The organism is Nocardiopsis sp. NPDC055824 (genome assembly GCF_053616335.1).
In genome coordinates this window covers 1-23,205 of the sequence record NZ_JBSHDN010000013.1, presented here as the reverse complement: position 1 = coordinate 23,205, position 23,205 = coordinate 1, and the positions used below count along the sequence as shown (strand labels likewise).

General features: G+C 74.3%; 19 protein-coding genes and 1 pseudogene. 11 read left to right on the top strand and 9 right to left on the bottom strand.

Annotated features, from left to right (window positions below; translation table 11 throughout):
* Positions 1-33: 33 nt before the first annotated feature.
* On the bottom strand, positions 34-1,284 hold the full coding sequence (locus ACWGL3_RS05540; RefSeq protein ID WP_267948472.1) for an NRAMP family divalent metal transporter: 1,251 nt from the start codon (positions 1,282-1,284) through the stop codon (positions 34-36).
* Positions 1,285-1,582: 298 nt separating this feature from the next.
* Here ACWGL3_RS05540 and ACWGL3_RS05535 point away from each other — a divergent pair, with 298 nt between their 5' ends.
* Complete coding sequence (locus tag ACWGL3_RS05535) at positions 1,583-2,290, top strand: GntR family transcriptional regulator (RefSeq protein ID WP_267948471.1); 708 nt, start codon at positions 1,583-1,585, stop codon at positions 2,288-2,290.
* A 165-nt stretch (positions 2,291-2,455) separates the two neighbouring features.
* Positions 2,456-3,247 carry an aminotransferase class IV family protein gene (locus ACWGL3_RS05530; RefSeq protein WP_267948470.1) on the top strand — a complete coding sequence of 264 codons (792 nt, stop codon included), beginning with the start codon at positions 2,456-2,458 and terminating at the stop codon, positions 3,245-3,247.
* A 225-nt stretch (positions 3,248-3,472) separates the two neighbouring features.
* On the opposite strand, the gene ACWGL3_RS05525 is transcribed toward ACWGL3_RS05530, so the two are convergent.
* On the bottom strand, positions 3,473-5,656 hold the full coding sequence (locus tag ACWGL3_RS05525; RefSeq protein ID WP_267948469.1) for an MMPL family transporter: 2,184 nt from the start codon (positions 5,654-5,656) through the stop codon (positions 3,473-3,475).
* A 417-nt stretch (positions 5,657-6,073) separates the two neighbouring features.
* Between ACWGL3_RS05525 and ACWGL3_RS05520 the strand changes: the two are divergent.
* A pseudogene (locus ACWGL3_RS05520) lies at positions 6,074-6,322 on the top strand (hypothetical protein); the annotation flags it as partial.
* A gap of 18 nt (positions 6,323-6,340) precedes the next feature.
* Here the strand turns inward: ACWGL3_RS05520 and ACWGL3_RS05515 are convergent.
* Positions 6,341-7,822 carry an SDR family oxidoreductase gene (locus ACWGL3_RS05515; protein ID WP_267948468.1) on the bottom strand — a complete coding sequence of 494 codons (1,482 nt, stop codon included), beginning with the start codon at positions 7,820-7,822 and terminating at the stop codon, positions 6,341-6,343.
* Positions 7,819-8,373: a DUF4383 domain-containing protein gene (locus ACWGL3_RS05510; RefSeq protein WP_267948467.1), complete on the bottom strand. Its 555-nt coding sequence runs from the start codon at positions 8,371-8,373 to the stop codon at positions 7,819-7,821. The genes ACWGL3_RS05515 and ACWGL3_RS05510 overlap by 4 nt, the downstream gene beginning before the upstream one ends.
* 91 nt (positions 8,374-8,464) lie before the next feature.
* Between ACWGL3_RS05510 and ACWGL3_RS05505 the strand changes: the two genes are divergently transcribed.
* A complete protein-coding gene (locus ACWGL3_RS05505) occupies positions 8,465-9,565 on the top strand; it encodes a MerR family transcriptional regulator (RefSeq protein WP_267948466.1) in 1,101 nt (366 codons plus the stop codon).
* An 86-nt stretch (positions 9,566-9,651) separates the two neighbouring features.
* On the opposite strand, the gene ACWGL3_RS05500 is transcribed toward ACWGL3_RS05505, so the two are convergent.
* A complete protein-coding gene (locus tag ACWGL3_RS05500; protein ID WP_267948465.1) occupies positions 9,652-10,845 on the bottom strand; it encodes a lycopene cyclase family protein in 1,194 nt (397 codons plus the stop codon).
* An 88-nt stretch (positions 10,846-10,933) separates the two neighbouring features.
* Between ACWGL3_RS05500 and ACWGL3_RS05495 the strand changes: the two genes are divergently transcribed.
* On the top strand, positions 10,934-11,674 hold the full coding sequence (locus tag ACWGL3_RS05495; protein WP_431061517.1) for a class I SAM-dependent methyltransferase: 741 nt from the start codon (positions 10,934-10,936) through the stop codon (positions 11,672-11,674).
* On the top strand, positions 11,664-13,226 hold the full coding sequence (locus ACWGL3_RS05490) for an FAD-dependent oxidoreductase (protein WP_267948463.1): 1,563 nt from the start codon (positions 11,664-11,666) through the stop codon (positions 13,224-13,226). The genes ACWGL3_RS05495 and ACWGL3_RS05490 overlap by 11 nt, the downstream gene beginning before the upstream one ends.
* A gap of 159 nt (positions 13,227-13,385) precedes the next feature.
* Here the strand turns inward: ACWGL3_RS05490 and ACWGL3_RS05485 are convergent, their stop codons facing one another.
* Genes ACWGL3_RS05485 through ACWGL3_RS05470 form a run of 4 tightly spaced genes read right to left on the bottom strand, consistent with a single transcriptional unit; the run spans position 13,386 to position 17,982 of the window.
* A complete protein-coding gene (locus tag ACWGL3_RS05485; protein ID WP_267948462.1) occupies positions 13,386-14,396 on the bottom strand; it encodes a DUF5914 domain-containing protein in 1,011 nt (336 codons plus the stop codon).
* Between the two features lie 30 nt (positions 14,397-14,426).
* Positions 14,427-15,383, bottom strand: coding sequence for a phytoene/squalene synthase family protein (locus ACWGL3_RS05480; RefSeq protein WP_267948461.1), 957 nt, complete (start codon positions 15,381-15,383; stop codon positions 14,427-14,429).
* Positions 15,380-16,891, bottom strand: coding sequence for a phytoene desaturase family protein (gene crtI, locus ACWGL3_RS05475; protein WP_267948460.1), 1,512 nt, complete (start codon positions 16,889-16,891; stop codon positions 15,380-15,382). The genes ACWGL3_RS05480 and crtI overlap by 4 nt, the downstream gene beginning before the upstream one ends.
* Positions 16,888-17,982 (bottom strand): polyprenyl synthetase family protein, encoded by a 1,095-nt coding sequence (locus tag ACWGL3_RS05470; RefSeq protein ID WP_267950270.1) that lies wholly within the window; start codon positions 17,980-17,982, stop codon positions 16,888-16,890. Before ACWGL3_RS05470 ends, crtI begins: the two co-directional genes overlap by 4 nt.
* Before the next feature lie 220 nt (positions 17,983-18,202).
* Here ACWGL3_RS05470 and ACWGL3_RS05465 point away from each other — a divergent pair, with 220 nt between their 5' ends.
* The 5 genes from ACWGL3_RS05465 (at position 18,203) to ACWGL3_RS05445 (ending at position 23,183) form a co-directional block, all read left to right on the top strand.
* Complete coding sequence (locus tag ACWGL3_RS05465; protein WP_267948459.1) at positions 18,203-18,718, top strand: MarR family winged helix-turn-helix transcriptional regulator; 516 nt, start codon at positions 18,203-18,205, stop codon at positions 18,716-18,718.
* 331 nt (positions 18,719-19,049) lie between these two features.
* Positions 19,050-20,606: a BCCT family transporter gene (locus ACWGL3_RS05460; protein WP_267948458.1), complete on the top strand. Its 1,557-nt coding sequence runs from the start codon at positions 19,050-19,052 to the stop codon at positions 20,604-20,606.
* A 33-nt stretch (positions 20,607-20,639) separates the two neighbouring features.
* Positions 20,640-21,113 (top strand): Hsp20/alpha crystallin family protein, encoded by a 474-nt coding sequence (locus ACWGL3_RS05455; RefSeq protein WP_267948457.1) that lies wholly within the window; start codon positions 20,640-20,642, stop codon positions 21,111-21,113.
* Between the two features lie 286 nt (positions 21,114-21,399).
* A complete protein-coding gene (locus ACWGL3_RS05450; protein WP_267948456.1) occupies positions 21,400-21,954 on the top strand; it encodes a copper chaperone PCu(A)C in 555 nt (184 codons plus the stop codon).
* The gene (locus tag ACWGL3_RS05445) at positions 21,954-23,183 is read left to right on the top strand and encodes a Dyp-type peroxidase (RefSeq protein WP_267948455.1); all 1,230 of its coding nucleotides are present in this window, start codon (positions 21,954-21,956) and stop codon (positions 23,181-23,183) included. Before ACWGL3_RS05450 ends, ACWGL3_RS05445 begins: the two co-directional genes overlap by 1 nt.
* Positions 23,184-23,205 lie beyond the last annotated feature (22 nt).

Below are 23,205 nucleotides of genomic sequence, written 5' to 3'. Positions count from 1 at the left end.
GCGGGCCCTCGCCGCGCCGCGCCCCCCGGGTCTCTACTGCCAGAGGGCGGCGATGCCGCCCAGGGAGTTGACGGCCATGTACACGGTGAGCAGCCAGGCGGCCGCGCCGATCGCGATCAGCCAGCGCGGGTAGCGGTAACCGCCCAGGAGGTCGTGGGAGCGGCGGGCCGCGACCCACAGCATGATGCCGAGGCCGACCGGGAGGATGACGCCGTTGAGCGCGCCGGCGAGGATCAGCAGCGTGTTCGGGGCCTGGCCCGACAGCAGGAAGATCGCCAGCGAGATGCCGATGAACACCGTGACCAGGACACCGCGGCGCTTCTCCAGCCAGGGGTGGAAGGTCGTCACGAAGGAGATCGAGGTGTAGGAGGCGCCGATGACGGAGCTGACCGCGGCGGCCCACATGATCATGCCGAACAGGCGCATGCCGACCTCGCCCGCGGCCTGGTAGAAGGCCTCGGCCGAGGGGTTGGGGGCCTCCATGATGGCGGCGCCGCCGCTGACGACGCCGAGGATGGCGAGGAAGAGCAGGACCCGCATGACGCCGGTGACGATGATGCCGGTGACGGAGGTCTTGGTGATGGCGCCGGCGTTCTCCTGGCCGCCCTGGCCCGCCTCGACGAGGCGGTGGACGCCCGCGTAGGTGATGTAGCCGCCGACGGTGCCGCCGATGATGGTGACGGCGGCGAGGAAGACGTCCGTGCCGAGCTGGTCCGGCATGACGGACTGGCGCAGGGCCTCGCCGACCGGGGGCCGGGAGACGATCGCGACGTACAGGGTCAGGGCGATCATCCCGACGCCGAGGACGATCAGGATGCGGTCGAGGGCGACGCCCAGCTTCTTCACGCCGAGGATGACGACGGCCAGGAGCGCGGAGAGGACGGCGCCGATCCTCGGGTCGAACCCGAGCATGGCGTCCAGGCCGAGGCCCGTGCCCGCGAGGTTGCCGACGTTGAAGATCAGGCCGCCGAAGACGATCAGGGCGGCCAGGAGGTAGCCCGCGCCGGGCAGCACCTTGTTGGCCAGGTCCTGCGCGCGCATGTCGGCGACGCCGATGACCCTCCAGATGTTCAGCTGGACGGCGATGTCGACGAGGATCGACAGGAGGATCGCGAACGCGAAGGTCGCGCCGAGCTGCGCGGTGAAGGTCGTGGTCTGGGTGATGAAACCGGGGCCGATGGCGCTGGTGGCCATGAGGAACATCGCACCGAGCAGGGTGCTGCTCACCGTGATCCGCCCGAGCCGGGGGCGCACCTTGGGGGGCGCGGGGGGCATGTCGCCCATGGGACTCTCCAGGGAGTGCGAGAAGCGTGCCGTGGCGCGATGATCGACCACGCCGTCGTTGGATTGTTGAACAATACTTCAATCCTACGAGACGAGTAAAGGTGGCGTAAGCAAAAATCCCAGGTCACTGCTGTTACCGAGGACCACACTCAGCCCTCTACGCCCCAGGGGTGTTCCACAAGCCCGCCAGTAATAGGTCCATTCATCCGACGAACGGATGCCTTGGAAGACCCGCCTCCCCAGAGGACCGGCGGGTCGGTCACAATGGAGTAACCGAACGCACCCCCGAGGAGCACATGTGACGGCCACGGACGCCCACACCGACCGGACCCCCGGCCGCAGGCGCCCCCTGCCACCGCTGCCCACCCAGGCCGAGCGTGTCGCCGAACTGCTCCGCGAGTCCCTCATCGACGGCGCCTACCCCCCGCGGCAGCGCCTCTCCGAGGAGAGGCTGTGCGAGGAGCTGGGCGTCTCCCGCAACACCCTCCGCGAGGCCTTCCGGCTGCTGGTCCGCGAGCGCCTGCTCGTGCACCAGATGCACCGGGGAGTGTTCGTCGCCCACCCCACCAGCGAAGACGTCCGCGACCTGTTCAGGACGCGCCGCGTCCTCGAACTCCCCGCACTGCGGGGCGCGGTACGCCCCGGGGAGGAGGCCGTGCGCGCGGTCGGCTCCGCCGTGGACGAGGGCGAGGCCGCCCGCGACCGGGAGCGGTGGAAGGAGATGGGCACCGCCAACATGCGCTTCCACCAGGCCCTGGCCGGGCTCGCCGGGAGCGCCCGGGTCAACGAGTTCATGAGCCAGGTGCTCGCCGAGACCCGCCTCGTCTTCCACGTCATGGACGCCCCCCGCGAGTTCCACGCCCCCTACCTGGACTGGAACCGGCGCATCCACACCCTGCTGGCCGCGGGGGACGTGACGGGGGCCGCCGACGAGCTGGCCGCCTACCTCGACACCTCCGAGCACCAGCTCGTCACGGCCTTCACCGCCCGGGAGCGGGACGCCTGAACCACTGAACCACGCCCCGGCGCCGCCCGCCCCCGGCGCCTCCGGGGGCGGGGGATCCGAGTCCCCCCCGGACAGCCTCGGACCGCCGCCGACTTGGGATGAATTGTCCACAGGTCTCGGGAAAGCCGCGTGACGGAGGTCCCGAAGTGCCAGAATGAGGACCCGATGGAACTGAACGGACGCCCCGTCGGCATCGGGGAAATCGCGGGCCTCGCCCTGTACGGGTACGGCCACTTCACGACCATGCTCGTCACCGACCTGCGGGTGCGCGGCCTCGACCTGCACATGGAGCGGCTGACCCGGGACTGCCGGACCCTGTTCGGCACCGAGCTGGACGTCCTCCGGGTCCGCGAACTGGCCCGGAGGTCGGCACGCGCGCACCCGTCGCCCTCCGTGGTACGGGTGACGGTGTTCGACCCCGGCATGGACCTCGCCCGCCCGGCCTCGCGGCGGCCTCCGCAGATCCTGGTCACCACCCGGCCGGCCCCGGCCCCGGACGGGCCCCCGGCGCCGCTCCGCCTGGGCACCCGGCTGTTCGCCCGGGACACCCCCCGGGTCAAGGGCACCGGGATGTTCGGGGCGATCCGCCAGCGGCGCTCGGCCCAGCTGGACGGGTTCGACGACGCCCTCTTCACCGGGGTCGACGGGCGCGTGTCGGAGGGCCCCACCTGGAACATCGCGTTCCTGGACGGCGGCGGCGTGGTGTGGCCCCAGGCCCCCTGCCTGCCCGGGGTGACGGCCCGCCTGGTGGACCGCGCCGCCGACTCCCTGCGGATCCCCGTGTCCACCCGGCCCGTCGCCGGGGCCGCGAGCACCCGCGTGTCGGGGGCCTTCGTCACCAACGCCGCCACGGGCGTGCGGCCGGTCACCTCCATCGACGGGGTCCACCTGCCGCAGTCGGCCCTGATCCGCAGACTGGCCGACGCCTACCGCGCCATCCCCGGCGACGCCCTCTAGCCGTCGGGGACCGAGGGGCGCGCGGCCCCTCCCCCGCGGTCCTGCGCCGCAGGCGAGGCCGGGCTCCGACACCGGCCAGGGGTACAGGACCGTCCGGGCCGGGGTCCCCCACGCCCGACCGGCACCGGTTCCGGCCGGCCACGAGCCGGCGGGGACCTCCGGCGGCCGTCCGCCCCCACCGGTCTCCGGGCCCCGGGGAGCCCCGGGGCCCGGAGACCGCGGACCCTATCCCCGCCGGTCCGCCGGGGCGGTCCCGGCGGCCACGGCCGGCCTGCCGGCCCGCCCCGGCCACCACACACGCGGTCCCACGTCCAGGGACAGCGCGGGCACCAGCAGGGTGCGGACGATCAGGGCGTCCACGAGCACGCCGAACGCCACCAGGAACGCGAGCTGGAGCAGGAACAGCAGCGGGATCACCGCCAGCGCCGCGAAGGTCACGGCCAGGACCACCCCGGCCGACGTGATCACGCCCCCCGTGACGGTGAGCGCCCTCAGCACGCCCTCCCGGTGCCCGTGGACCAGGGTCTCCTCCCTGGCCCGGGACATCAGGAAGATGCTGTAGTCGATGCCCAGCGCGACGAGGAACACGAACGCGAACAGCGGGACCACCGGGTCCGCTCCGGGCAGGCCGAGCAGGTGCTCGAAGACCAGCGTGCCCACGCCGAGCGCGGCGGCGAAGGAGAGCACGTTGGCCGCCATCAGCAGCAGCGGAGCCACCAGGGAGCGCAGCAGCGGGATCAGGACGAGGAAGACCACGACCAGGACGAGGGGGACGACCACGGCGAAGTCGCGCTGGGCGGTCTCCAGGGTGTCCAGGTCGGTGGCGGTCACACCGCCGACCAGGGTGTCGGCGCCCTCGACCCCCCGCAGGGCGTCGCGGAGGCCGCCGACGGCGGAGACCGCCTCGGACGACTCCGGGGGAACGGAGAGGGTCACCTCGACCAGGACGCGCCCGTCCTCCACCAGCGGCGGGGCGTCGGCCCCGGGCGGTCCGGGCTCGGTCACCGCGACCGCCTCCTCCACCTCGGGGAGGTCCTCCGCAGCGGCGACGACCTCGTCGAGCCGGTCGGCGTCGGCGACCACGAGGGCGGGGGCCGCCCCACTGGTGGGACCGAAGCCCCGGGTGAGCTCCTCCTGGGCCTCTACCGCCTCGACCTGCGTGCGGAACACCTCGGACTGGCCGGTTCCCCCGGCGTCGAACTGGGGGGCGAACACGGCCGCCGCCGCCAGCAGGACGGTGGTACCGATCCAGTAGGCGCGGGGACGGCGCGAGACCGTTCCGGCGATCCGGCCCCAGAAGCGGTGCCTCGCGATGACCGCGTCGAGGCCCTCCTCCCCCGGCCCGTCCCCGGCCGCCGCGCCGTCACCGGGCCGGCGCGGGGCGGACGGCCAGAAGACCGCCCTTCCGCAGAGGGCGAGCACGGCGGGCAGGAAGGTCATGGCGGAGAACAGGGCCGCGGCGACGCCGATGGCCACGACCGGGCCCAGGCTGCGGGTGGACGCCAGGTCGGCCGCGAGCAGGCAGAGCAGGCCGAGGATGACGGTCCCCCCGGAGGCCAGGACCGGCCCGGTCACTCCGCGCACCGCGGCCAGGACGGCCTCGGGGACGCGTTCGCGCGTGGTGAGCTCCTCCCGGTAGCGGGCCACGAGGAGGAGCGCGTAGTCGGTGCACGCACCGACGACCAGGATGAACAGGATGCCCTGGCTCTGCCCGTTGAGGCTGACCAGCCCGGTGTCCGCGGCCAGGTAGACGAGCGCCCCGGACAGGCCGAGGGCCAGCAGGGAGGCGAGGACGACCAGGACCGGCAGCAGGGGCGACCGGTAGACGGCCACGAGGATGACCAGGACGGCGGAGACCGCCACGACGAGCAGGGTCGAGTCGATGCCGCCGAAGGCCGCGGTGAGGTCGGCCGCGTACCCGGCCGGGCCGGTGACCTGTGCCTGGAGCCCGGGGACCGGGTCGTCGGCGAGGAGCGCGCGGAGCTCGGCGACCGCGTCGCCGGTGTCGTGCCCCGGGTCGATCGCCACGGTGAACTGGGCGACGGAGGGGTCCTCCGTTCCGGGGAAGGGTCCGATCACCGGGCCGGCGGCCCAGGGTTCGCCGGCCACCCGCTCCCCGACCCCGGCGATGGCGGCCAGGTCGTCCTCGGCGATGTCACCGCCCCCCGAGTAGACGACCACCGCCGGGACGGCCTCCTCGCGGTCGAACCCCTCGGCGATCTCGGAGACCTCGGTGGACTCGGCGCCCACCGGCAGGAACGCCCCGGGGTCGTTGGTCTGCACCTCGCCGAGCCTGCCCAGGAACATGCCGAGGGGGCCTGCGCCGAACAGCCACACGAGGGTGATCAGCAGTGCCGCGCCGGCCCACCAGCGGGTGCGTCGGGGTGGTCGGCCGTTGTCCTTGCGCACGGGTGGCGTCCTTCCGTTGCCATCGATTTTTCACTCGCAATAAGAGTATCTTGGATTTCGAGTTACTTGCGACGCGGGTCCGCTCCGAACGGCCGTGCGGTGGGCCCGGGGAAGGGACAGGAGAGAAGGAGGGACGGGGTGAAGCCCCCGGTTCCACGAGGGGAGGCGGGTGGGCCGCGGCGGCCCGGTAGGGCGAACCCCCGGACCGCCGCGGTCACCCTCGGCGGTAGCCGCACTCGTGGCGGGGGTAGCGCCAGATCGACATCGAGACCCGCTCATCTGGGCCTTCTCCCCGCCGGAGAACGTCACCGGGCCCCCGTCGGGGCGGTGATCTGGGTGTACTCCAGCGTCAGGTCGGTCAGGAGCCGCAGGAGGGTCTTCTCGGGGTGGTTCATTCCTGGCAGCGGCTGCCGCCGCGTGGACCCGGTCGGGTCGGGAGGCCAGCTCGTCCAGCATGCGCTCCCGGGTGGCCAGTTCCTGGGCGATCTGGTCCGGGGTCGGCCCCTTGAACTCGTCCGCGTCTTTGGCCTGTGCGCCGGTGTGGTCGCGCCAGGTGCCGTCGGCGTCCTGGGGGTACTCCACGACCGCGCTGGCCGCGACGACTGGGTGTGGTCGGTGGTGTTCGACCCTGACGGGCAGAGGCTGGCCAGCGCGGGCGACGACGGGACGGTACGGGTGTGCGGTTCAGCCGACGCCCTTCCGTCCAGCGGTCCGCTCGGCTTGGGCGGCGATGTTGGCCGCCATGGACCCGAACACGATCCCGTGGAACGGGGTGACGGCCTTCCAATACAGGTGACCGAGGAGACCCCGGGGATGGAAGAGCGCCCGCTGGTGGTAGACCGTGCGGTCCCCCACCCGCGCCACGCCCATCTCCAGCCAGGCCGGGCCGGGGAGCCGCATCTCCGCCCTGAGCCGGAGCAGCCTGCCCGGCACGACCTCCTCGACCCTCCAGAAGTCCAGGGAGTCGCCCACCCTCAGCCGGAACGGGTCGCGCCGTCCCCTTCGCGGTCCCACCCCCCCGACCGCGAGGTCGATCCACCCGCGCGCCGCCCAGGCCAGCGGCCAGGAGTACCACCCGTGATCGCCGCCGATCCCCTCGACCACCCGCCACAGGTCCTCGGGCGCGGCGTCGACGTACCGGGCGCGGACGTCCGTGTACAGGCTGCCGCCGGTCCAGTCGGGGTCCGTGGGCAGCGGGTCCGACGGCGCGCTCGGCCAGGCGGCCGACGACCACCGCGTGTCCACCCTCGACTCGTTCACCCGCCGCAGTGCGAGCCGCACCGCGCCGTCGAAAGCGATCCGCTGGTGGTCGTCCAGCTGGTCCGACAGGTCGTCCTCCCCAGCGACCGCGTCGTGGCGCAGCGAGTTCACCAGCGGTCGGGCGATCGCGGGCGGCACCGGCGTGATGAGGCCGACCCACAGGCTGGAGAGCCCCGGGGAGAGCACCGGCACCGGGACGATCACGCGCTTGGCGATGCCCGCGGCCCCGGCGTAGCGCTGGATCATCTGCGCGTAGGTCAGGACCTCCGGACCCCCGATGTCGAAGACGCGGTTGGTCCCCTCGGGCAGCTCCGCGGCCCCCACCAGTAGCCTGAGCACGTCCCGGACCGCGATCGGCTGGACACGGCTGCGCACCCATCGGGGCGTGGTCATGACCGGCAGTCGCTCGGTGAGGTGGCGCAACATCTCGAAGGACGCCGAGCCCGATCCGATGATCACCGCCGCGCGGAGCACGACGGCGGGCACCGCCGACTCCAGGAAGATGTCGCCGACCTGCGTGCGCGACGCCATGTGCGCGGACAGGCGGCCCTCCTCGGGAACGAGTCCGCCCAGGTAGACCAGCCGACGCACGCCCGCCCTCTCGGCCGCGCGGGCGAAGTTCGTGGCTCCCTGCGCGTCGACGCTCTCGAAGTCGCGTCCCCCCGACATCGAGTGGACCAGGTAGTAGGCCGTGTCGACGCCCCTCAGCGCCTCGTCCAGCCCGTCGCCGGAGACGACGTCTGCCCGTGCCACCTCGACATCGCTCCTCCAGTCGACGTCGCGGAGCTTCTCCGGGGTGCGCACGAGGCAGCGGACGGCGTGCCCTGCCGCCAGCAGCTCGGGCACGAGCCGTCCGCCGATGTACCCGGTCGCCCCGGTCACCACGGTGCGGCGGTCCCCCGTCATCCGTTCGCCCCGATCGCGCCGGGGCGGTGCGCCCCGCCGCCGTCCCGGCCGTGGTCCCGGCCTTGGTCACGGCCGTGGCGGCGGCGCTCGCGCCGCTCCGCGCGGATCCTGCGGTACGGGTTGTCGCCGGGGAGGTTGCCGCCGACGCGGCCGTACATGCCGAAGGTCATCACCATGATCCCGACCACGAAGCTGAAGATGACGTTGGGCATCGAGAACGCCAGGATGTTGGGTCCCGCGCTCATGAGGTAGAGGTTGACCAGTCCGCTGGCCACGAACGCCAGGCCCACCACCGTGCAGACGGTCGAGGCGAACGAGCCGCCCAGTACGGCCGCGCCGAGCAGCAGCGAGCCGATCGCGATCGAGAGGAAACTGAGCGCGCCGTTGGTGGACAGACCCGCGATCACCTCCCCCCGGGTGTCGAACAGCGGGAGGCGGACCAGCAGGCCCGCGATCCCGAAACCGATGAGTACCAGGCCCGTGAGTCCCGCCCCGACTCTGTAGACCACGCCGAGACGGCGGTCGGCCGGACGTCCGGTGTCCAGATCCATGGTGCTGCCCCTTTCGGTGTCCTCCCAGCTAGAGTCGTGTGTGAGTGGCGCACACCACAAGTCGCGTCGCTTTCGCAACGCTTGGGGCGCCATGTCCGACGCACTCACTCCAGGGGCGACCGCCCGCCTGCTCGGGGTCGCCCCCTCCACGCTGCGCAGTTGGGACCACAGGTACGGGATCGGCCCCCGCGAGCGCAGTCCGGGCGGCCACCGCCGCTACTCGCCCTCCGACGTCGCGCGCCTGCGCGAGCTGTGCCGACTGGTCGGGGAGGGCCTTCCGCCCGCCTCGGCCGCCCGGCTGGCACTCGACCGGGGCCCGAGCGTCCCGGCTCCGAGAGGCGAGGGGCAGGGGAGCGCGGGCTCCGCCGACGCGGCGGCCGGCCCCGCGAGAGTCGGCAGCGCGCGGGGCCAAGGCGACGGGGGCCGCCGTGCGGGTCCCACGGGTCCGGCCCCCCGCCCCGGCGGGGACACCCTCCCGCTCGGCCACGCCGTGCCCACCCTCCAGGGGATCGCGCGCGCCGCCATGCGCCTGGACGCCGACCTGGTCGAATCGCTCCTGGAGGAGGCCCTTCTGCACCACGGCGTGGTGGCGGCCTGGGAGGAACTCGCCATGCCGCTGCTGTACGGGATGGGGCGCAAGTGGGAGGACACCCTGCGCTACGTGGAGGTCGAGCACCTGCTCTCGTGGTGCGTGTCCTCGGCCCTGCGCCGCGTCCCCCCTCCCTGCCGCGCCCGCGCCCCCGGCGGATCGGGCACGGGCCCCGCCACGGAGACCGACCCGGGGTCCGGCTCGGGAACGGGCACGGATCCCGGCACGTGGACGAGCGCCCGGCCCACCGTCCTCGCCTGCGGTCCGCACGAGATGCACGGCCTGCCGGTGGAGGCCCTGGCCGCGGCCCTCCGGGAGCGCGGTGTGCCCCACCGGATGCTCGGTCCGTGCACCCCGGTCGAGGCGACCGTGCGCACGGTGCGCCGCATCGGACCGCGCGCCGTCGTGCTCTGGTGCCACGCGGGCGACCCGGCCGACGCCGCCGCCCTGCGGGGCACGGTGCGCGCGGTGGCCGAATCGCCGCAGTCCACCGCCGTGTACACGGCCGGGCCGGGATGGCGTTCGGTGAACGGGGGCGCGGTCCTCGCGGACGCGCATCTGAACTCCCTGGCCGACGCCGTGCGGGTGCTCGCCACGGGCTGAGCCCCGGCCCGCGCTCCCCGGCTGGAACGCTGACGAGGGCGAGGAAGGGGGCGGGGACGAGGACGGCGACGGCTCGCGGTCCCGGCTCAGGGGCGGCGGACCAGGCCTGTGCGCAACGCGTGCCAGGCGTGCTCGGCCGAGGTCAGCGACATCGCCGCGACGGGCGTGCTCAGCCCCATGGCCAACTCCCTGTGCAGGGGCGATCCCCCGTCCAGGAAGGCCAGCACGTCCCCGAGGCGGTTGGCCGCGAACAGCCCCGAGAAGAACTCCGCGCCCCGCACCCGGCCCGTGTCCAGAGCCCGCAGCATGACCGCGTCCATCACCAGGTGGCGGCGCCGGTGCGGCACCGGCGGAACGGGGACCCGGCCCCGCGCCAGGGCGCGGGCCACCGCGTCCGCCTGGCGGCCCACCCCGCTGAACGTGTACCCGGTCGAGGGCCGGGTCGCGCCCCCCGCCGTGCCCACCCGAAACACGCGGCGCCCCGCCCGGGTCCGGACCGGCGCGTCGGTCATGGGGATGACCCCCTGCTCGGCCGCCGTGACCTCCAACCCGGACAGCCCGAGTAGGTCGCAGTACCGGACTAGGGCGCTCTCGTACTCGGCGGTGGTGAGCGCCTCCCGGCCGAACTCGGTGTACTCCACCAGGGCCTCGCGCGCGGACAGCGGGAGCACGTAGCCGAACGCGACCCCGTTCACGGGCTGGGCCGGGCGCAGGTCCATCAGCACCGCCGAGCCCGGGTCGAAGGCGTCGTGGCCCGCGCGCACGAACCAGCCGCGGAAGTGTTGGAGGAGATGGGTCCGCCCGCGCGGGAAGGGCCGCGGAGGTCGCGAGTCGAACACCCACGAGGCGGTGAGCGCCGACCGCTCGCCGCCGGGCCCGGTCCCCTCGACCTCGGCGTGGTCCTCACCGTCACGGACACCGGTCACCAGGAGCGGGAGCTGGTCCACGTGCCCGCCCGCCGAGGCGCGCACGTGCGCGTCCACGTCGGCCGACCTGAGCATCTTGTACACGTACGGAGCTGCGGAGGACGCGTGGACGGCCCCGTCCGCCCCGACCACGGACAGCCGGTCCCACCGGGCTGCCAGCAGCGCGTCCCAGGGCCCGCCGTCGGGTTCCCAGAAGCACCACGTGCGTGGCGGAGGGGTGTGCGGCCCCGGCGGCGGCTCCACGAGCGCGACACGCAGCGGGCGTCCCCGTCGGTCGTTGATACCACCGAGCCGGTGGGTCAGGGTGAGCCCAGCGGCTCCCCCGCCGATGATCGCCACGTCGTAGTCGGCCATGCGTCCAGCATGCCCCCGGGAGGCCGCCGCGAGCACGCGAACACCCAGCCATCACCGGGAGGGATCCGTGGACACCACCACGCGGACGATGAAGGACGGCCCGGTCACCCGGGAGTTCGACCACGCCGCAGGAGCCTACGACCGACTGGTCGCCGCCAACCCCGGCTACCACGCCCATCTGCGGATCTCGGCGCGGCGGCTGGGACTGCCCGACCGGGGCCGGGGCCTGCGCCTGATCGACCTGGGATGCGGCACGGGGGCGTCGACCGCGGCCCTGCTGCGCGAGGCCCCGGCCGCCCGGATCGCGGGCGTGGACGCCTCCCGGGGGATGCTGGACGCCGCCCGGGGCAAGCCCTGGCCGGACTCGGTGTCCTTCCACCGGGGGCGGGCCGAGGAGCTGACGCCCGCGTGGGCGGAGAAACACCTGGGAGGCCCCGCCGACGCGGTGTTCGGCGCGTACCTGGTCCGCAACTGCCCCGACCCCGACGCCCTGCTGGCCACGGCGCGCTCCCTGCTGAGGCCGGGCGGCAGGCTCGTCCTGCACGAGTACTCCGTGGCCGACTCGGCGTCGGCACGGGCCGTGTGGACCGCGGTGTGCTGGGGGGTCGTGATCCCGGCGGGCCGGATCATGACCGGACGCGCCGACCTGTTCCGCTACCTGTGGCGGAGCGTGCTGGAGTTCGACGGCCGAACCGCGCTCCTGGACCGCATGCGCCGCGCGGGCCTGGAGTCGGTGGCCGACGCCCCGCTGCCGGGCTGGCAGTACGGGCTCACGCACACGTTCGCGGGCGGGCGCCCCCTGACGGAGGGTGCGGCCGATGGGCGCTGACCGCCCGGTGGACGTCCGGGACCCGCTGGCGGAGTCCCTCGCCCCCGCGCCCGCGTCCGGGCCCCGTCCGGAGGAGACGCCCCGCGTGGCCGTGGTCGGCGGCGGCATCGCCGGGCTGGCCGCGGCGTGCGCCCTGGCCGAGCGCGACACGGACGTGGTGGTGTACGAGCGGGAGGACACCCTGGGCGGGCGGCTGAGGGGGTGGGGGACCACGCTGCGCGACGGGTCGCCGGCCACCATGACCCGGGGCTTCCACGCGTTCTTCCGCCAGTACTACAACCTGCGCGGGCTGTTGCGGCGCGCGGATCCGGCGCTGGAGGGGCTGGTGCCGCTCGACGACTACCCGCTGGTGCACCGCGACGGACCGCGCGACCGCTTCTCGGGGCTGCCCCCGACCCCTCCGTGGAACGCGGCGGTCCTCGCCGCGACCAGCCCGAGCTTTCCGCCGCGCGACCTGGCCCGGGTCAACGTGCCCGCCGCCCTGCAGCTGCTGGACGTCGACGTGCCGGGCGTGTACGAGCGCCTCGACCACCTGAGCGCACGGGACCTGCTGACGGCGGTCCGCTTCCCGCCGAGGGCGCGGCACCTCGCGTTCGAGGTGTTCACCCGGAGCTTCTTCGCCGATCCGGGCCGGCTGTCGGCCGCCGAGCTGGCGGTGATGTTCCACCTGTACTTCCTCGGCTCGTCCGAGGGCCTGGTGTTCGACGTGCCGGGATCGCCGTTCCCGCAGGCCCTGTGGGATCCGCTGGAGCGCCGCCTGGCGAAGCTGGGCGTGCGCTTCCGGACCGGCGCCCCCGTCGAGGGGGTGCGGCCCGGCCGGGGGCGCAGGTTCGCTGTGCGGTGCGGGCCGGACGGCGGACCGGACGCGGAGTTCGACGGGGTGGTGCTGGCGGCCGACCCCCCCGGGGTCCGCCGCCTGGTCGCGGGGTCCCCGGACCTGGGGGACCCGCGGTGGCGGGACCGGCTGGCACGCCTGGAGTCCGCTCCCCCGTTCCTGGTGTCGCGCTACTGGCTCGACCGTCCCGTGCGCCCGCACCGGCCCGCGTTCCTGGGCACGGCGGGGTATCCGACCCTGGACAACGTGAGCGTGCTCGAACGCTACGAGGACGAGGCCCGCGCGTGGGCGCGGCGCACCGGCGGCTCCGTGGTGGAGCTGCACGCCTACGCCCTGCCCGAGGACGCCGATCCGGAGCGCGAGCGGGTGCGGCTGTGGGAGCAGGCCGCCGCCGTCTACCCGGAGCTGGGGGCGGCCGGCGTGGTGGACGACCGGCACGAACTGCGCGCGGACTGCCCGCTGTTCGCCCCCGGGAGCCACCGCGACCGGTGCGGGGTGGCCACCCTCGACCCGTTCCTGGTCCTGGCCGGGGACCACGTGCGCACGGACCTGCCCGTGGCCCTGATGGAGCGCGCGGCGACCAGCGGCCTGCTGGCGGCCAACGCCCTGCTGGCCCGCTGGGGGCGGGAGGGGCACACCGTGTGGACGGTGCCCCGGCAGGGCCGTTCGGCTCCGCTGCGCTCCCTCGCGCGGTGGGCCCGGCACACCCCGCGCTGATCCGGGCCGGGGGCGGACCGGAGCTCCGGGACCGGGGACGGACCGGGAACCGCAGGTGGGGGACGGACGCCCGGGGCAGGGGCCTCGCCGCCTCCGGACCGGAGGCGGCGCCCGCACGCCGGTCGCCACCGCCGCGCGGGGAACCGGGGCCGGGAGGGCTCAGCCTGGCCAGCGGCCGGAGGAGCGCAGGAGGTACCGGCGCTCCGCGTAGGCGAGGTCCTCGCGCCACAGGCGGCGCGCGGCCATGCGCATGGCGGGCCGCACGACCGCCCCCGCCACCCTGCGGGCCAGGGCGAACCCGACCCGGTCGGACGTGGCGACGGTGGCCTCGACGACCGCCGTGCGCGGTACGCCGCGGTCGTCGACGCCGAGCGGGGTGGCGTGGGTCTCCACCACGCTCCCCAGCCCCTCCCCCTCGATGACGCGCATGACCACGGTGCGCGGCTCGGGGCACGTGAACTCGGCGCGCACCGGCACCCCGAGTCGGCCCGCCACGCGGAACCCCACGTCGACCACCATGCGGTCCGGTTCCGGGTCGGGCCCCTCCGGCACCTCGGTCACCGTCAGTCCCACGAACGAGTACGGGTGGAACCAGGAGCCGTGCCAGGGGTCCAGCCGGTTGGCCACCACGTCCTCCGGTTCGCACCTCCCCGCCAGGCTCTCCACCGCCGTGATCGAGGCGGCCGCCCCCGGACGCTCGGGGACGACCGGCGCGTCGAGGGGCTCCTCCCCGCCCTCCCGGTCCAGGCGCACCCACACGAGGACCCCGTCGTCGTGCACCGGGTAGGGGCTCCACCCCGGAAAGCCCTCGGCCCCCAGGGAGAGACCGTGCCAGCGGCACACCAGGTTCCCCCCGGTCACAGCGCCCCGGCAGAGCGGGGCCCCCAGGTGCGGGCACGCCCCCGGCCCAACGTGGGCGGCGCCGTCCGGGGTGCGCCAGGCCACGAGTTCGGCGCCGGCGACGACGCGGCCGAAGGGCCGGTCGGCCCGCACCTCACTGCTGGCGGCCAGCACGAACCAGTTGCCGGACGGCCTGGCCAGGGCGCGCTTGAGAGCCGCACCGATGACGGCGGGCGACCCCTCCCGCCAGGTGGGCCTCTGACGGCTCCAGTCGAAGGCGGGCATCCTGCGCAGCGGAAGCCGCCGCGGTTCGGGGTCGGGCAGCGTCACGGAATCTCCTCCAGGGCGTGTGCGCCGCGCTCAGCCGGAGCGGGGGCGCGGCACCGAGCGGGCGAGCAGGGATCGTGCGAGGGCGGGTACGGCCGCGGCGACCTTGCGGGCGTCGGAGACCCGGTGGCGGGTGCTCCACACGTCGAAGTCGGCCGCGCTGATCTCGTCCAGGATCGCCCGGTAGAGCCGGAAGGCGGTGGCGACACACGGGCGGGACACCGGGGAGAGCATCGCGATGCCGGGTTCGGCCTCCCGGTAGATCCCCCTGTTGACCTCGACGAGGTCGGCCACGGCGGCACGGGCGCGCCGGTCGGGCGCCCGTACCCGCGCGCAGTGCTCCAGGAGTTCCCGGTCCACCCCGTGCGCCCCCAGGACGTCCGCGGGCAGGTAGACCCTGCCCCGTCCCAGGTCGTCCGCCACGTCGCGGAGGAAGTTGGTGAGCTGGAAGGCCTCGCCCAGCGCCGCCGCGTGCGGGGCGGCCTCCGCCCGGGGCGCCACCGTCCCCAGGACCGGCAGGACCTGGAGCCCGATGACCGCGGCCGAGCCGTACATGTACTCGCGTAGGTGCTCCAGGTCGCGGTAGCCGGTGACGTCCAGGTCCATGCGCATGGAGTCCATGAACGCGGTGAAGTAGCCGGCGGGCAGTCCGTAGCCCTCGACGGTGTGCGCCAGGGCGCGCAGCACGGGCTCCCGGGGCTCCCGGCCCGACAGCGCGCGCCCCAGGTCCGCGCCGACGGCGTCGAGCCGTTCGCGCACGTCGGCGGCGGTCTCACCCGGCTCCGGTTCGTCCACGATGTCGTCCACCCAGCGCGCGAACCCGTACAGCGCGTGTACTCCGGGGCGCCGTTCCGGCGGCAGGACGCGCGTCGCCGTGAAGTACGTCCGCCCGTGGCGGGCGTGGAGTTCGCGGCAGAGCAGGTAGTCCCCGCGCAGCCGGTCCGGGCCGATGCCGGCGGCGTCGAGTTCGGCGGTCGCGGTCCCCCTCATCGCCGCCCTCCCCCCGCCAGCACCCGCGCGGCGGCGAGCTTCCCGGAGATCAGCACGGTCGGCAGGCCCACGCCCGGTCTGGTCCCGCAGCCCGCCAGCACCGCGTTGGAGGTGCCGGGGACGGTGTTGCCCGGGCGGAAGGGCCCCGTCTGCGCGAAGGTGTGCGAGAGGGAGAACGGGGTGCCGTGGGCCAGCCCCTGGCGCGCCCAGTCCGCCGGGGTGACGAGGTGCTCGGTCCGGACCGAGGCGTCCAGGCCGTCGAGGCCCCGCTCCTCCAGCGTCCGCACCAGGCTGTCCCGGTAGCGCGGCCCCTCCCGGTCCCAGTCGACGTCCCCCGCGGCGAGGTTCGGGGCCGGGGCGAGCACGTAGAGCAGGTGCCGCCCCTCCGGCGCCAGCGCGGGGTCGGTGCGGGTGGGCTGGGTGACGAGCAGGGAGGGGTCGCTCATGGTGCGCCCCTCCCGGATGATCTCCGAGAAGGTGCTCTCCCAGGCCGCGCCGAAGGAGATGGTGTGGTGTCCCAGGGCGTCCCAGGTGCGGTCGGTGCCCAGGTGGAGCACGACGGCGGAGGGCGAGTGGCGGATCCGGACCGGGCGGCGGGGCTCGTGGCCGAGAAGGCGGTGGGCGGCCGGCAGGTCGGCGGTGAGCACGACGTGGTCGCAGGCCAGGCGGTCGCCCCCCTCGGTGATCACGGCGGTGACCCGGTCGCCGCTCCGCTCCAGCCGGGTGACGGCCTCCCCGTAGCGGACGGCGCCCCCGGCCTTCGTGAACGCCCCGGCCAGGGCGTCCCCGAGCGCGCGCATCCCTCCCCGGGGGAAGTACACCCCGGCGACCGTGTCCATGTAGGCGATGACGGCGTAGGCCGCCAGGGCGCGCTCCGGCGCCACCCCCGCGTACAGGGACTGGAAGGAGAAGATCCGCCGCAGGCGCTCGTCCCGGACGCGGCGCCCGACCGCCGGGGCCAGCCGGCCGAAGCCGCCCAGCGCCGCGAGCCGGAACAGGTCGGGCCGGACCAGGTCGAGCGGCGAGTCGCACCGCGCGTCGATGAACGAGCGCATCTCCACCCGGTACAGCCTCGTGAGCCAGTCCCGCAGCCGGAGGTAGCCCTCGGCCTCGCGCTCCCCGGCCACGCGCGCCACCTCGGCGGCCATGGCCTCGCGGTCGGTGTGCACGTCGATCACGGAGCCGTCGGCGAAGGCCGCCCGGTAGGCGGGGCTGAGCGGCACGAGGTCGAGCCTGTCCGCGGTGCTCTCGCCGACGGCGGCGAGCGCCTCGTCGAGGAGTTCGGGCATGGTGAGCACGGTGGGGCCGGTGTCGAGGCGGAAGCCGTCCAGGTCGAGCCGTCCGGCGCGCCCGCCCGGGTGCGGTTCGCGCTCCACGACGACGACCTCGCGCCCCGCCCCCCGCAGGTGCAGGGCGCAGGCCAGGCCGGAGAGCCCCGCGCCGACGACGACCACGCGTCCGGCCCCGGGGGCCGGTCCGCGTCCCGCCGCCCGGGTGCGGCCGCTCATACCGGGTCCGTCCCGGTCCGGGCGGCGAGTCCGCGCAGGCCCTCCAGGACGGCGGGGTCCAGGTCGAGCCCGTCCAGCCTGCCGACCCCCCGTGCCGCCAGCTCCCGGCACCGGCCCCGCACCAGGTCGCGGGCGCCGAGCCGATCCAGGGCGTCGGCGACCTCGGCGGGGTCGGCTCCGGCTCCGACACGGGAGAGCAGGTCGCTCGCGGCTGCGTCCCCCCGCTCCCCGGCCAGCCGCACGCCGGCCGCGAGGAGGAGCGTGCACTTGCCCTCGCTGATGTCCTCGCCCACGGGTTTGCCCGTCCGGGCGGTGTCGCCGTAGACGCCCAGGAGGTCGTCCCTGAGCTGGAAGGCGGTTCCGACGTCCCGTCCGTAGCCGCGCAGGGCGTCCACCGTGGCCCCGTCCGCCCCGGCCATGGCCGCGCCGAGGTGGAGGGGGCGCTCGACGCTGTAGGACGCCGTCTTGAGCAGGTTCACGCGCAGCGCGGTCCCCTCGGAGCGGTCGCGTCCGGCCTGGGCGCGGACGTCGAGGAACTGGCCCGCCATGATCTCGGTGCGCAGGCCCCGCCAGACCGCCCGTGCCCCGCGCGGCCGGGACAGGCCGTCCAGCGCCTCCTCGAACATGTCGTCGGCCCAGACCAGCGCCAGGTCCCCCACCAGGACGGCGAGCGCCTCGCCGTACCGCCGGGGCTCTCCGCTGTGCCCGTTCTCCTCGTGCTCCGCCATGTGGCGGGCGTGGACCGAGGGCCGGCCCCGGCGGGTCGGCGACCCGTCCATCACGTCGTCGTGGACGAGGGCGCAGGTCTGGATGAGCTCCAGGGCCCCGCAGGCCTGGAGGGCGGAGCGGGCCCGCTCCCCGCCGGGGTTCCCGCCGCCGGCCGTCCACCCCCACCAGGCCAGCAGGGACCGCATCCGCTTGCCCCCTGCGAGGGTGAAGCGGACGGTCTCGCCCGCCAGGTCGCGGCCGAACCCCGCGTCGATGCCCTCCGACTCGCGGAGCCGCCGGTGGAGGTAGCGGCGCAGGGCGTCCTCCAGCGCCGCGCGGTGTCCCCCGACCGCGGCGTCGTGGCCTTCTCTGTGGGTGTTCAGGAGCGGATTGACGGCTTCCTCCCGGGGTCGTGCCTCCGGACTTCCCGAAATGACTCGTATTCTGTGAATCTTGTTAAACGAAACACTTCCCGAAGTGCGGCGTCCCAACCATGTCCGCCCCCGGGAACACGGCCGCCGACCGGGAGGGCCCCGGCACCGCGCCCCGTAGACTCACAGGGGAGATCGGACGAACCGATCACGCCAGCGCGAGAGAGAGACCATGGACGCCGTTCCGGCCGCACACTCCGACGGGCTCCTGGACGCCCGCGACGGGGATGCCGAGAGCCGGTCGCGAGGTGAACTCTACGAGTCCCTCCAGAGCGACGGGCAGCGACTCGCCGTGCGGCTGATCCGCCTGCTGCACCGCATGGCGGACAGCTCGGGCATGAACCCCACGGACTTCCAGTGCTACACGCTGCTGCGGGTCAGCGGTTCCATGACCCCCGGCGAGATCGCCGAGAGCCTCTGCCTGTCCACCGGCTCGGTGACCGGGGTCGTCGACCGGCTGGAGGCGCACGGGCTCGTGGAGCGCACCCGCCATCCGCGGGACCGACGCAAGGTCGCCGTCCGGCTGACCGCGGGAGCCGAGCGCCTGGCCGCCTCCACCGCCCCCGGCATGCGCGCCGCGATGACCGACCTGCACGCCGACTACACGCTGGAGGAGCTGACCGTGATCACGGGCTGGCTGGACCGCGTGGGCACCACCCTGGACGACCTCACCGAGAGCCGCGGGTAGCCGCCTCCCCCGGGCACCGCACACGACATGCCGAGGATGTCGTGGACCCCGGTGCCCCGGAAGCCTCCCCGAGCACCGCAGGATGACATGGGGTGACATATCACCTCACCATGCGCGATGACGCTCAAAACACCAACACTCCGCGTTCACGCGGTTCCTTTGCGCCGGTGCGCTCCGCCCCTACCATCCCACGGAAACACGTCCGTGGCCGGAGGAGCTGCAGAGACCGGCCAGTCAACGGCGCACCCGTCCCACCGGGGCCGGGAAGGAGCCACCCATCTCATCCCTACGCCAGTACATCCGACAACACACCAACCCCACCGTCTTCGGTGTGTCCGGCCTCGTCATCATCGCCTTCGTCGTCGCGGGCATCGTGGCCACCGACCCCCTCCTGTCAGCGGCGACGGCCACGCGCGACTGGATCGGCGAGAAGCTCGGCTGGATCTACGTCCTCGCGACGTCGCTCTTCCTCGGCATCGCGATCGTCCTCATGCTGAGCCGGTTCGGCTCCGTCCGGCTCGGCCCCGACGACTCCCGGCCCGAGTTCAACACCCTGGCGTGGTTCGCCATGCTCTTCACCACCGGCATGGGCATCGGCCTGGTGTTCTGGGGGGTCTCCGAGCCCATCCACCACCTGCACTCGCCCCGTGACGCGGAGTTCGTCACCCCGGAGGGGAGCCCCCCGCCCCCGGAGGCCGCGGGCGAGGCACTCGCCCTCAGCTACTTCCACTGGAGCTTCCACCCGTGGGCGATCTACATCGCCCTCGGCCTCTCCCTCGGCTACTTCGCCTTCCGCAAGGGCCTGCCGCTGCGCCCCGCGTCCGCCCTGTACCCCCTCCTGGGGGACAGGGCCTTCGGCTGGCCCGGCAACCTCGTGGACATCCTGGCCGTGTTCGGCACGATCTTCGGACTGGCCACCTCCCTGGGCCTGGGCACCCTCCAGATCAACGGCGGCCTCAACCACGTCTTCGGCATCCCCTCGAACTCCCTGGTCCAGTCGGTGATCATCGTCGTGATCACGGGCATCGCCCTGCTGAGCGTGCTCTCCGGCATCGACAAGGGCATCCGCAGGCTCTCCGTCATCAACCTGTGGCTCGCGTTCGCGCTGCTGGTGATCGTCTTCCTGTTCGGGCCGAAGCTGTGGATCATCAGCATCACGACCACCGGGGCCGGGGAGTACCTCGGCAACCTCGTCCCCTGGAGCCTGTCCTTCCCCAGCCCCCTCGTGGACGAGCAGGCGGCGTCCTGGACGACGACCTGGCCCATCTTCTACTGGGGGTGGTGGATCTCCTGGGCCCCCTTCGTCGGCATCTTCCTCGCGCGCATCTCCTACGGGCGCACCATCCGCGAGTTCGTCCTGGGCGCGCTGTTCGCCCCCGTCCTCGTGTCCATCCTGTGGTTCGGCGTGTTCGGCGGGTCCGGGCTCTACTACGAACTGTTCGGCGACGGCGGGCTCAACGAACTCGCGGAGGAGGACCGGGCCTTCCGCCTGATGGACCTGCTGCCCATGGGGGAGACCGTCGGGCTGGTCGTCTCCGTCCTCCTGATCCTCGTGGTGGCGGTCTTCTTCATCACCTCGTCCGACTCGGGATCGCTGGTCGTGGACACCCTCACCAGCGGCGGCGACCTGCACCCGGTCAAGGCCCAGCGCGCCTTCTGGGCCATCAGCGAGGGCGCGGTCACGCTGATCCTGCTGGTCCTGGGCGGCACCAACGCCCTGTCCGCCCTCCAGGCGGCCTCGGTCGTGACGGGGCTGCCCTTCGCGGTCATCCTGCTGTTCATGGTCTGGGGCCTGGTCAAGGGGCTGGCCTCCGAACCGAAACCGGGGGCTCCGAAACAGTCCCGGGCGGAGGACCGGGGCTCCCAGAGCCCCGCCCGCCCCGACTGACCCCCTCACCGCAAGCGAAGAGAGGAGGCCCCTGTGGCTCCCCGAAAGTTCAACAACCCGTTCCACGGCGTGGTGGACATGATCAGCGAGATGAACCGGATCTCCGACAGCATGTCCTCGCTGGAGAGCGGGCAGGCGGGCGACAAGGAGCGCGGCTACTCGGACGCGTGGAGTCCCCCGACCGACATCCTGGCCCGGGGGAACGACCTCGTGCTCCGGTGCGAGATCGCCGGGGTGCACGAGGAGGGCGTGTCGGTGAGCTTCAACGACGGCATCCTCAGCATCAGCGGGGAGCGCCACCGCGACGAGGACGACGTCGTCTACTACACGTCCGAGCGCTTCATGGGCACGTTCCGCAGGAGGATCAGCCTGCCGGAGGGCGTCAAGGAGGAGGACATCGAGGCCTCCTACGCCGAGGGCCTGCTGGAGATCACGGTGCGCGGCGGGGCGAACGCCCGGGGCCCCAAGCGCATCACGGTGCGCAAGAGGGCGCCGAAGCGCCCCTGAGGCGGCGTCCGCGGCTCTTTCCGGGCCCGCGTCCGACGGGCTCCCGCGGCTCCCCCCGCCGGTCCTGCCCCGCCGTGGCGGGGCGGGACCGCGCCGGCCGCCCCTACGGGAGGCGGCACGGCGGGGAACCGCAGGCGGCGTCCGCGGCCGGCCGCCCTTCCCTGCGGGCCCGGGCGCCGGACGGGCGGCGGGGAACGCGCAGACTCCGGGAACCGAACGGCCCGCGGATCCGACACCAGGGGTGGACGGCCGCGGGAGCGCGGCCCGGAACCTGGAGCGAACACCCGTGAACCCGACCCGTACGTGGGCCGCCACCGCCCTCCTCGCCCTCTCCCTGACCGCCTGCGGAGGTCCCGCGGCCTCTCCCGACGCCACCGGCGCCGCCGACGAGGACGCCCCCTCCACGGCCGCCGCCACCGCCGCCGACTCCTTCGGGGTCACCGACCCCTGGGTCAAGGCCGCCACCGCCGACGACGGCATGACCGCCGTCTTCGGTGAGATCACCAACGGCTCGGACGCGGAGGTCACCATCGTCTCCGCCTCCCACGACGCCGCCGACACCGTCGAACTGCACGAGGTCGTCACCGAGGGCGCGGACTCCACCATGCGCGAGAAGGACGGCGGGTTCGTCGTCCCCGCCGGGGGCGGTCTCCCCCTGGAGCCCGGCGCCGACCACATCATGCTCATGGACCTCACCCGTGACCTGGAGCCGGGCGACGAGACCACCGTGACCGTGGAGTTCTCCGACGGCTCCACCGCCGAGTTCACCGCGCCCGTGAAGGAGTACGCCGGGGCGAACGAGGAGTACGAGGGCGGCGGTCACGGGGACGGGGGCCACTGATGCCGGAACGCGGTGCGGGCGCGGGGCCGCTGAGCCGCCGCCGCCTGATCCTGGGCGGGGCGGCGGGCCTCGGCGCGGCGGGGATCGCCGGAGCCGCGGCCGCCACGTGGGCCGGCCGGTCGGAGGGCGGCCCCGACCCGGCCGCGGACCCCCCGCTCCACGGCTCCAGGACCGTGCCCTTCCACGGCCCCCACCAGGCGGGGGTGGAGACCCCGCCCCAGGCGCACGGCACGTTCGTGGCGCTGGACCTGGGTCCGGAGGTCGACGTGGAGGGGGTCCGGCGGCTCATGCGGCTGCTCAGCGACGACGCCGCCCGCCTGGCCCGGGGCGAGCCCGCCCTGGCCGACACCGAGCCCGAGCTGGCGGAGGTCCCGGCCCGGCTCACCACCACGTTCGGGTTCGGACGGGGCCTGGTCGAACGCGTGGACCCCGGCGCCGTGCCGGACTGGCTGGAACCGCTGCCGGAGTTCGGCCACGACCGGCTCGACGCGGCGTGGGGCGAGGCGGACCTGCTGGTACAGGTGTGCGCGGACGATCCCCTCACGGTCTCGCACGCGGTGCGGATGCTCCTCAAGGACGCGCGGGCCTTCACCCGGCCCCGGTGGACCCAGAGCGGGTTCCGCCGGGCCCACGGGTCCCAGCCCGACGGCACGACCATGCGCAACCTGATGGGCCAGGTCGACGGCACCGTCAACCCCGAACCGGGGACGGCGGACTTCGAGCACCTGGTGTGGGGCGGCGGCGGACCGGCATGGCTGGAGGGCGGCACGGGGCTGGTGATCCGGCGTATCGCCACCCACCTGGACACGTGGGACGAACTGGACCGGCCGGCCCGCGAGGCCGTCATCGGCCGCCGGCTGGACAGCGGCGCGCCCCTGACGGGCGCGTCCGAGCACGACGAGGTGGACCTGGCGGCCGTCGACGCCACCGGGCTGACGGTCGTCCCGGCGTTCGCCCACGTGCGCAGGGCGGTCACCGGCGACCCGGAGGAGCGGATCTTCCGCCGCGCCTACAACTACGACATGCGCGGAACGGGCGGGGAGGAGGCCGGTCTGCTGTTCGCGGCGTTCCAGGCCGATCCCGTGCGCCAGTTCGTGCCCATCCAGCGGAGCCTGGACGAACTCGACCTGCTCAACGAGTGGGTGACCGCTGTGGGCTCGGCCGTGTTCGCCGTCCCGCCCGGCTGCGAGGAGGGGGGATACGTGGGGCAGTCCCTGCTGGAGGGCTGACCGGCGCCCCCCGCCCCCCGTC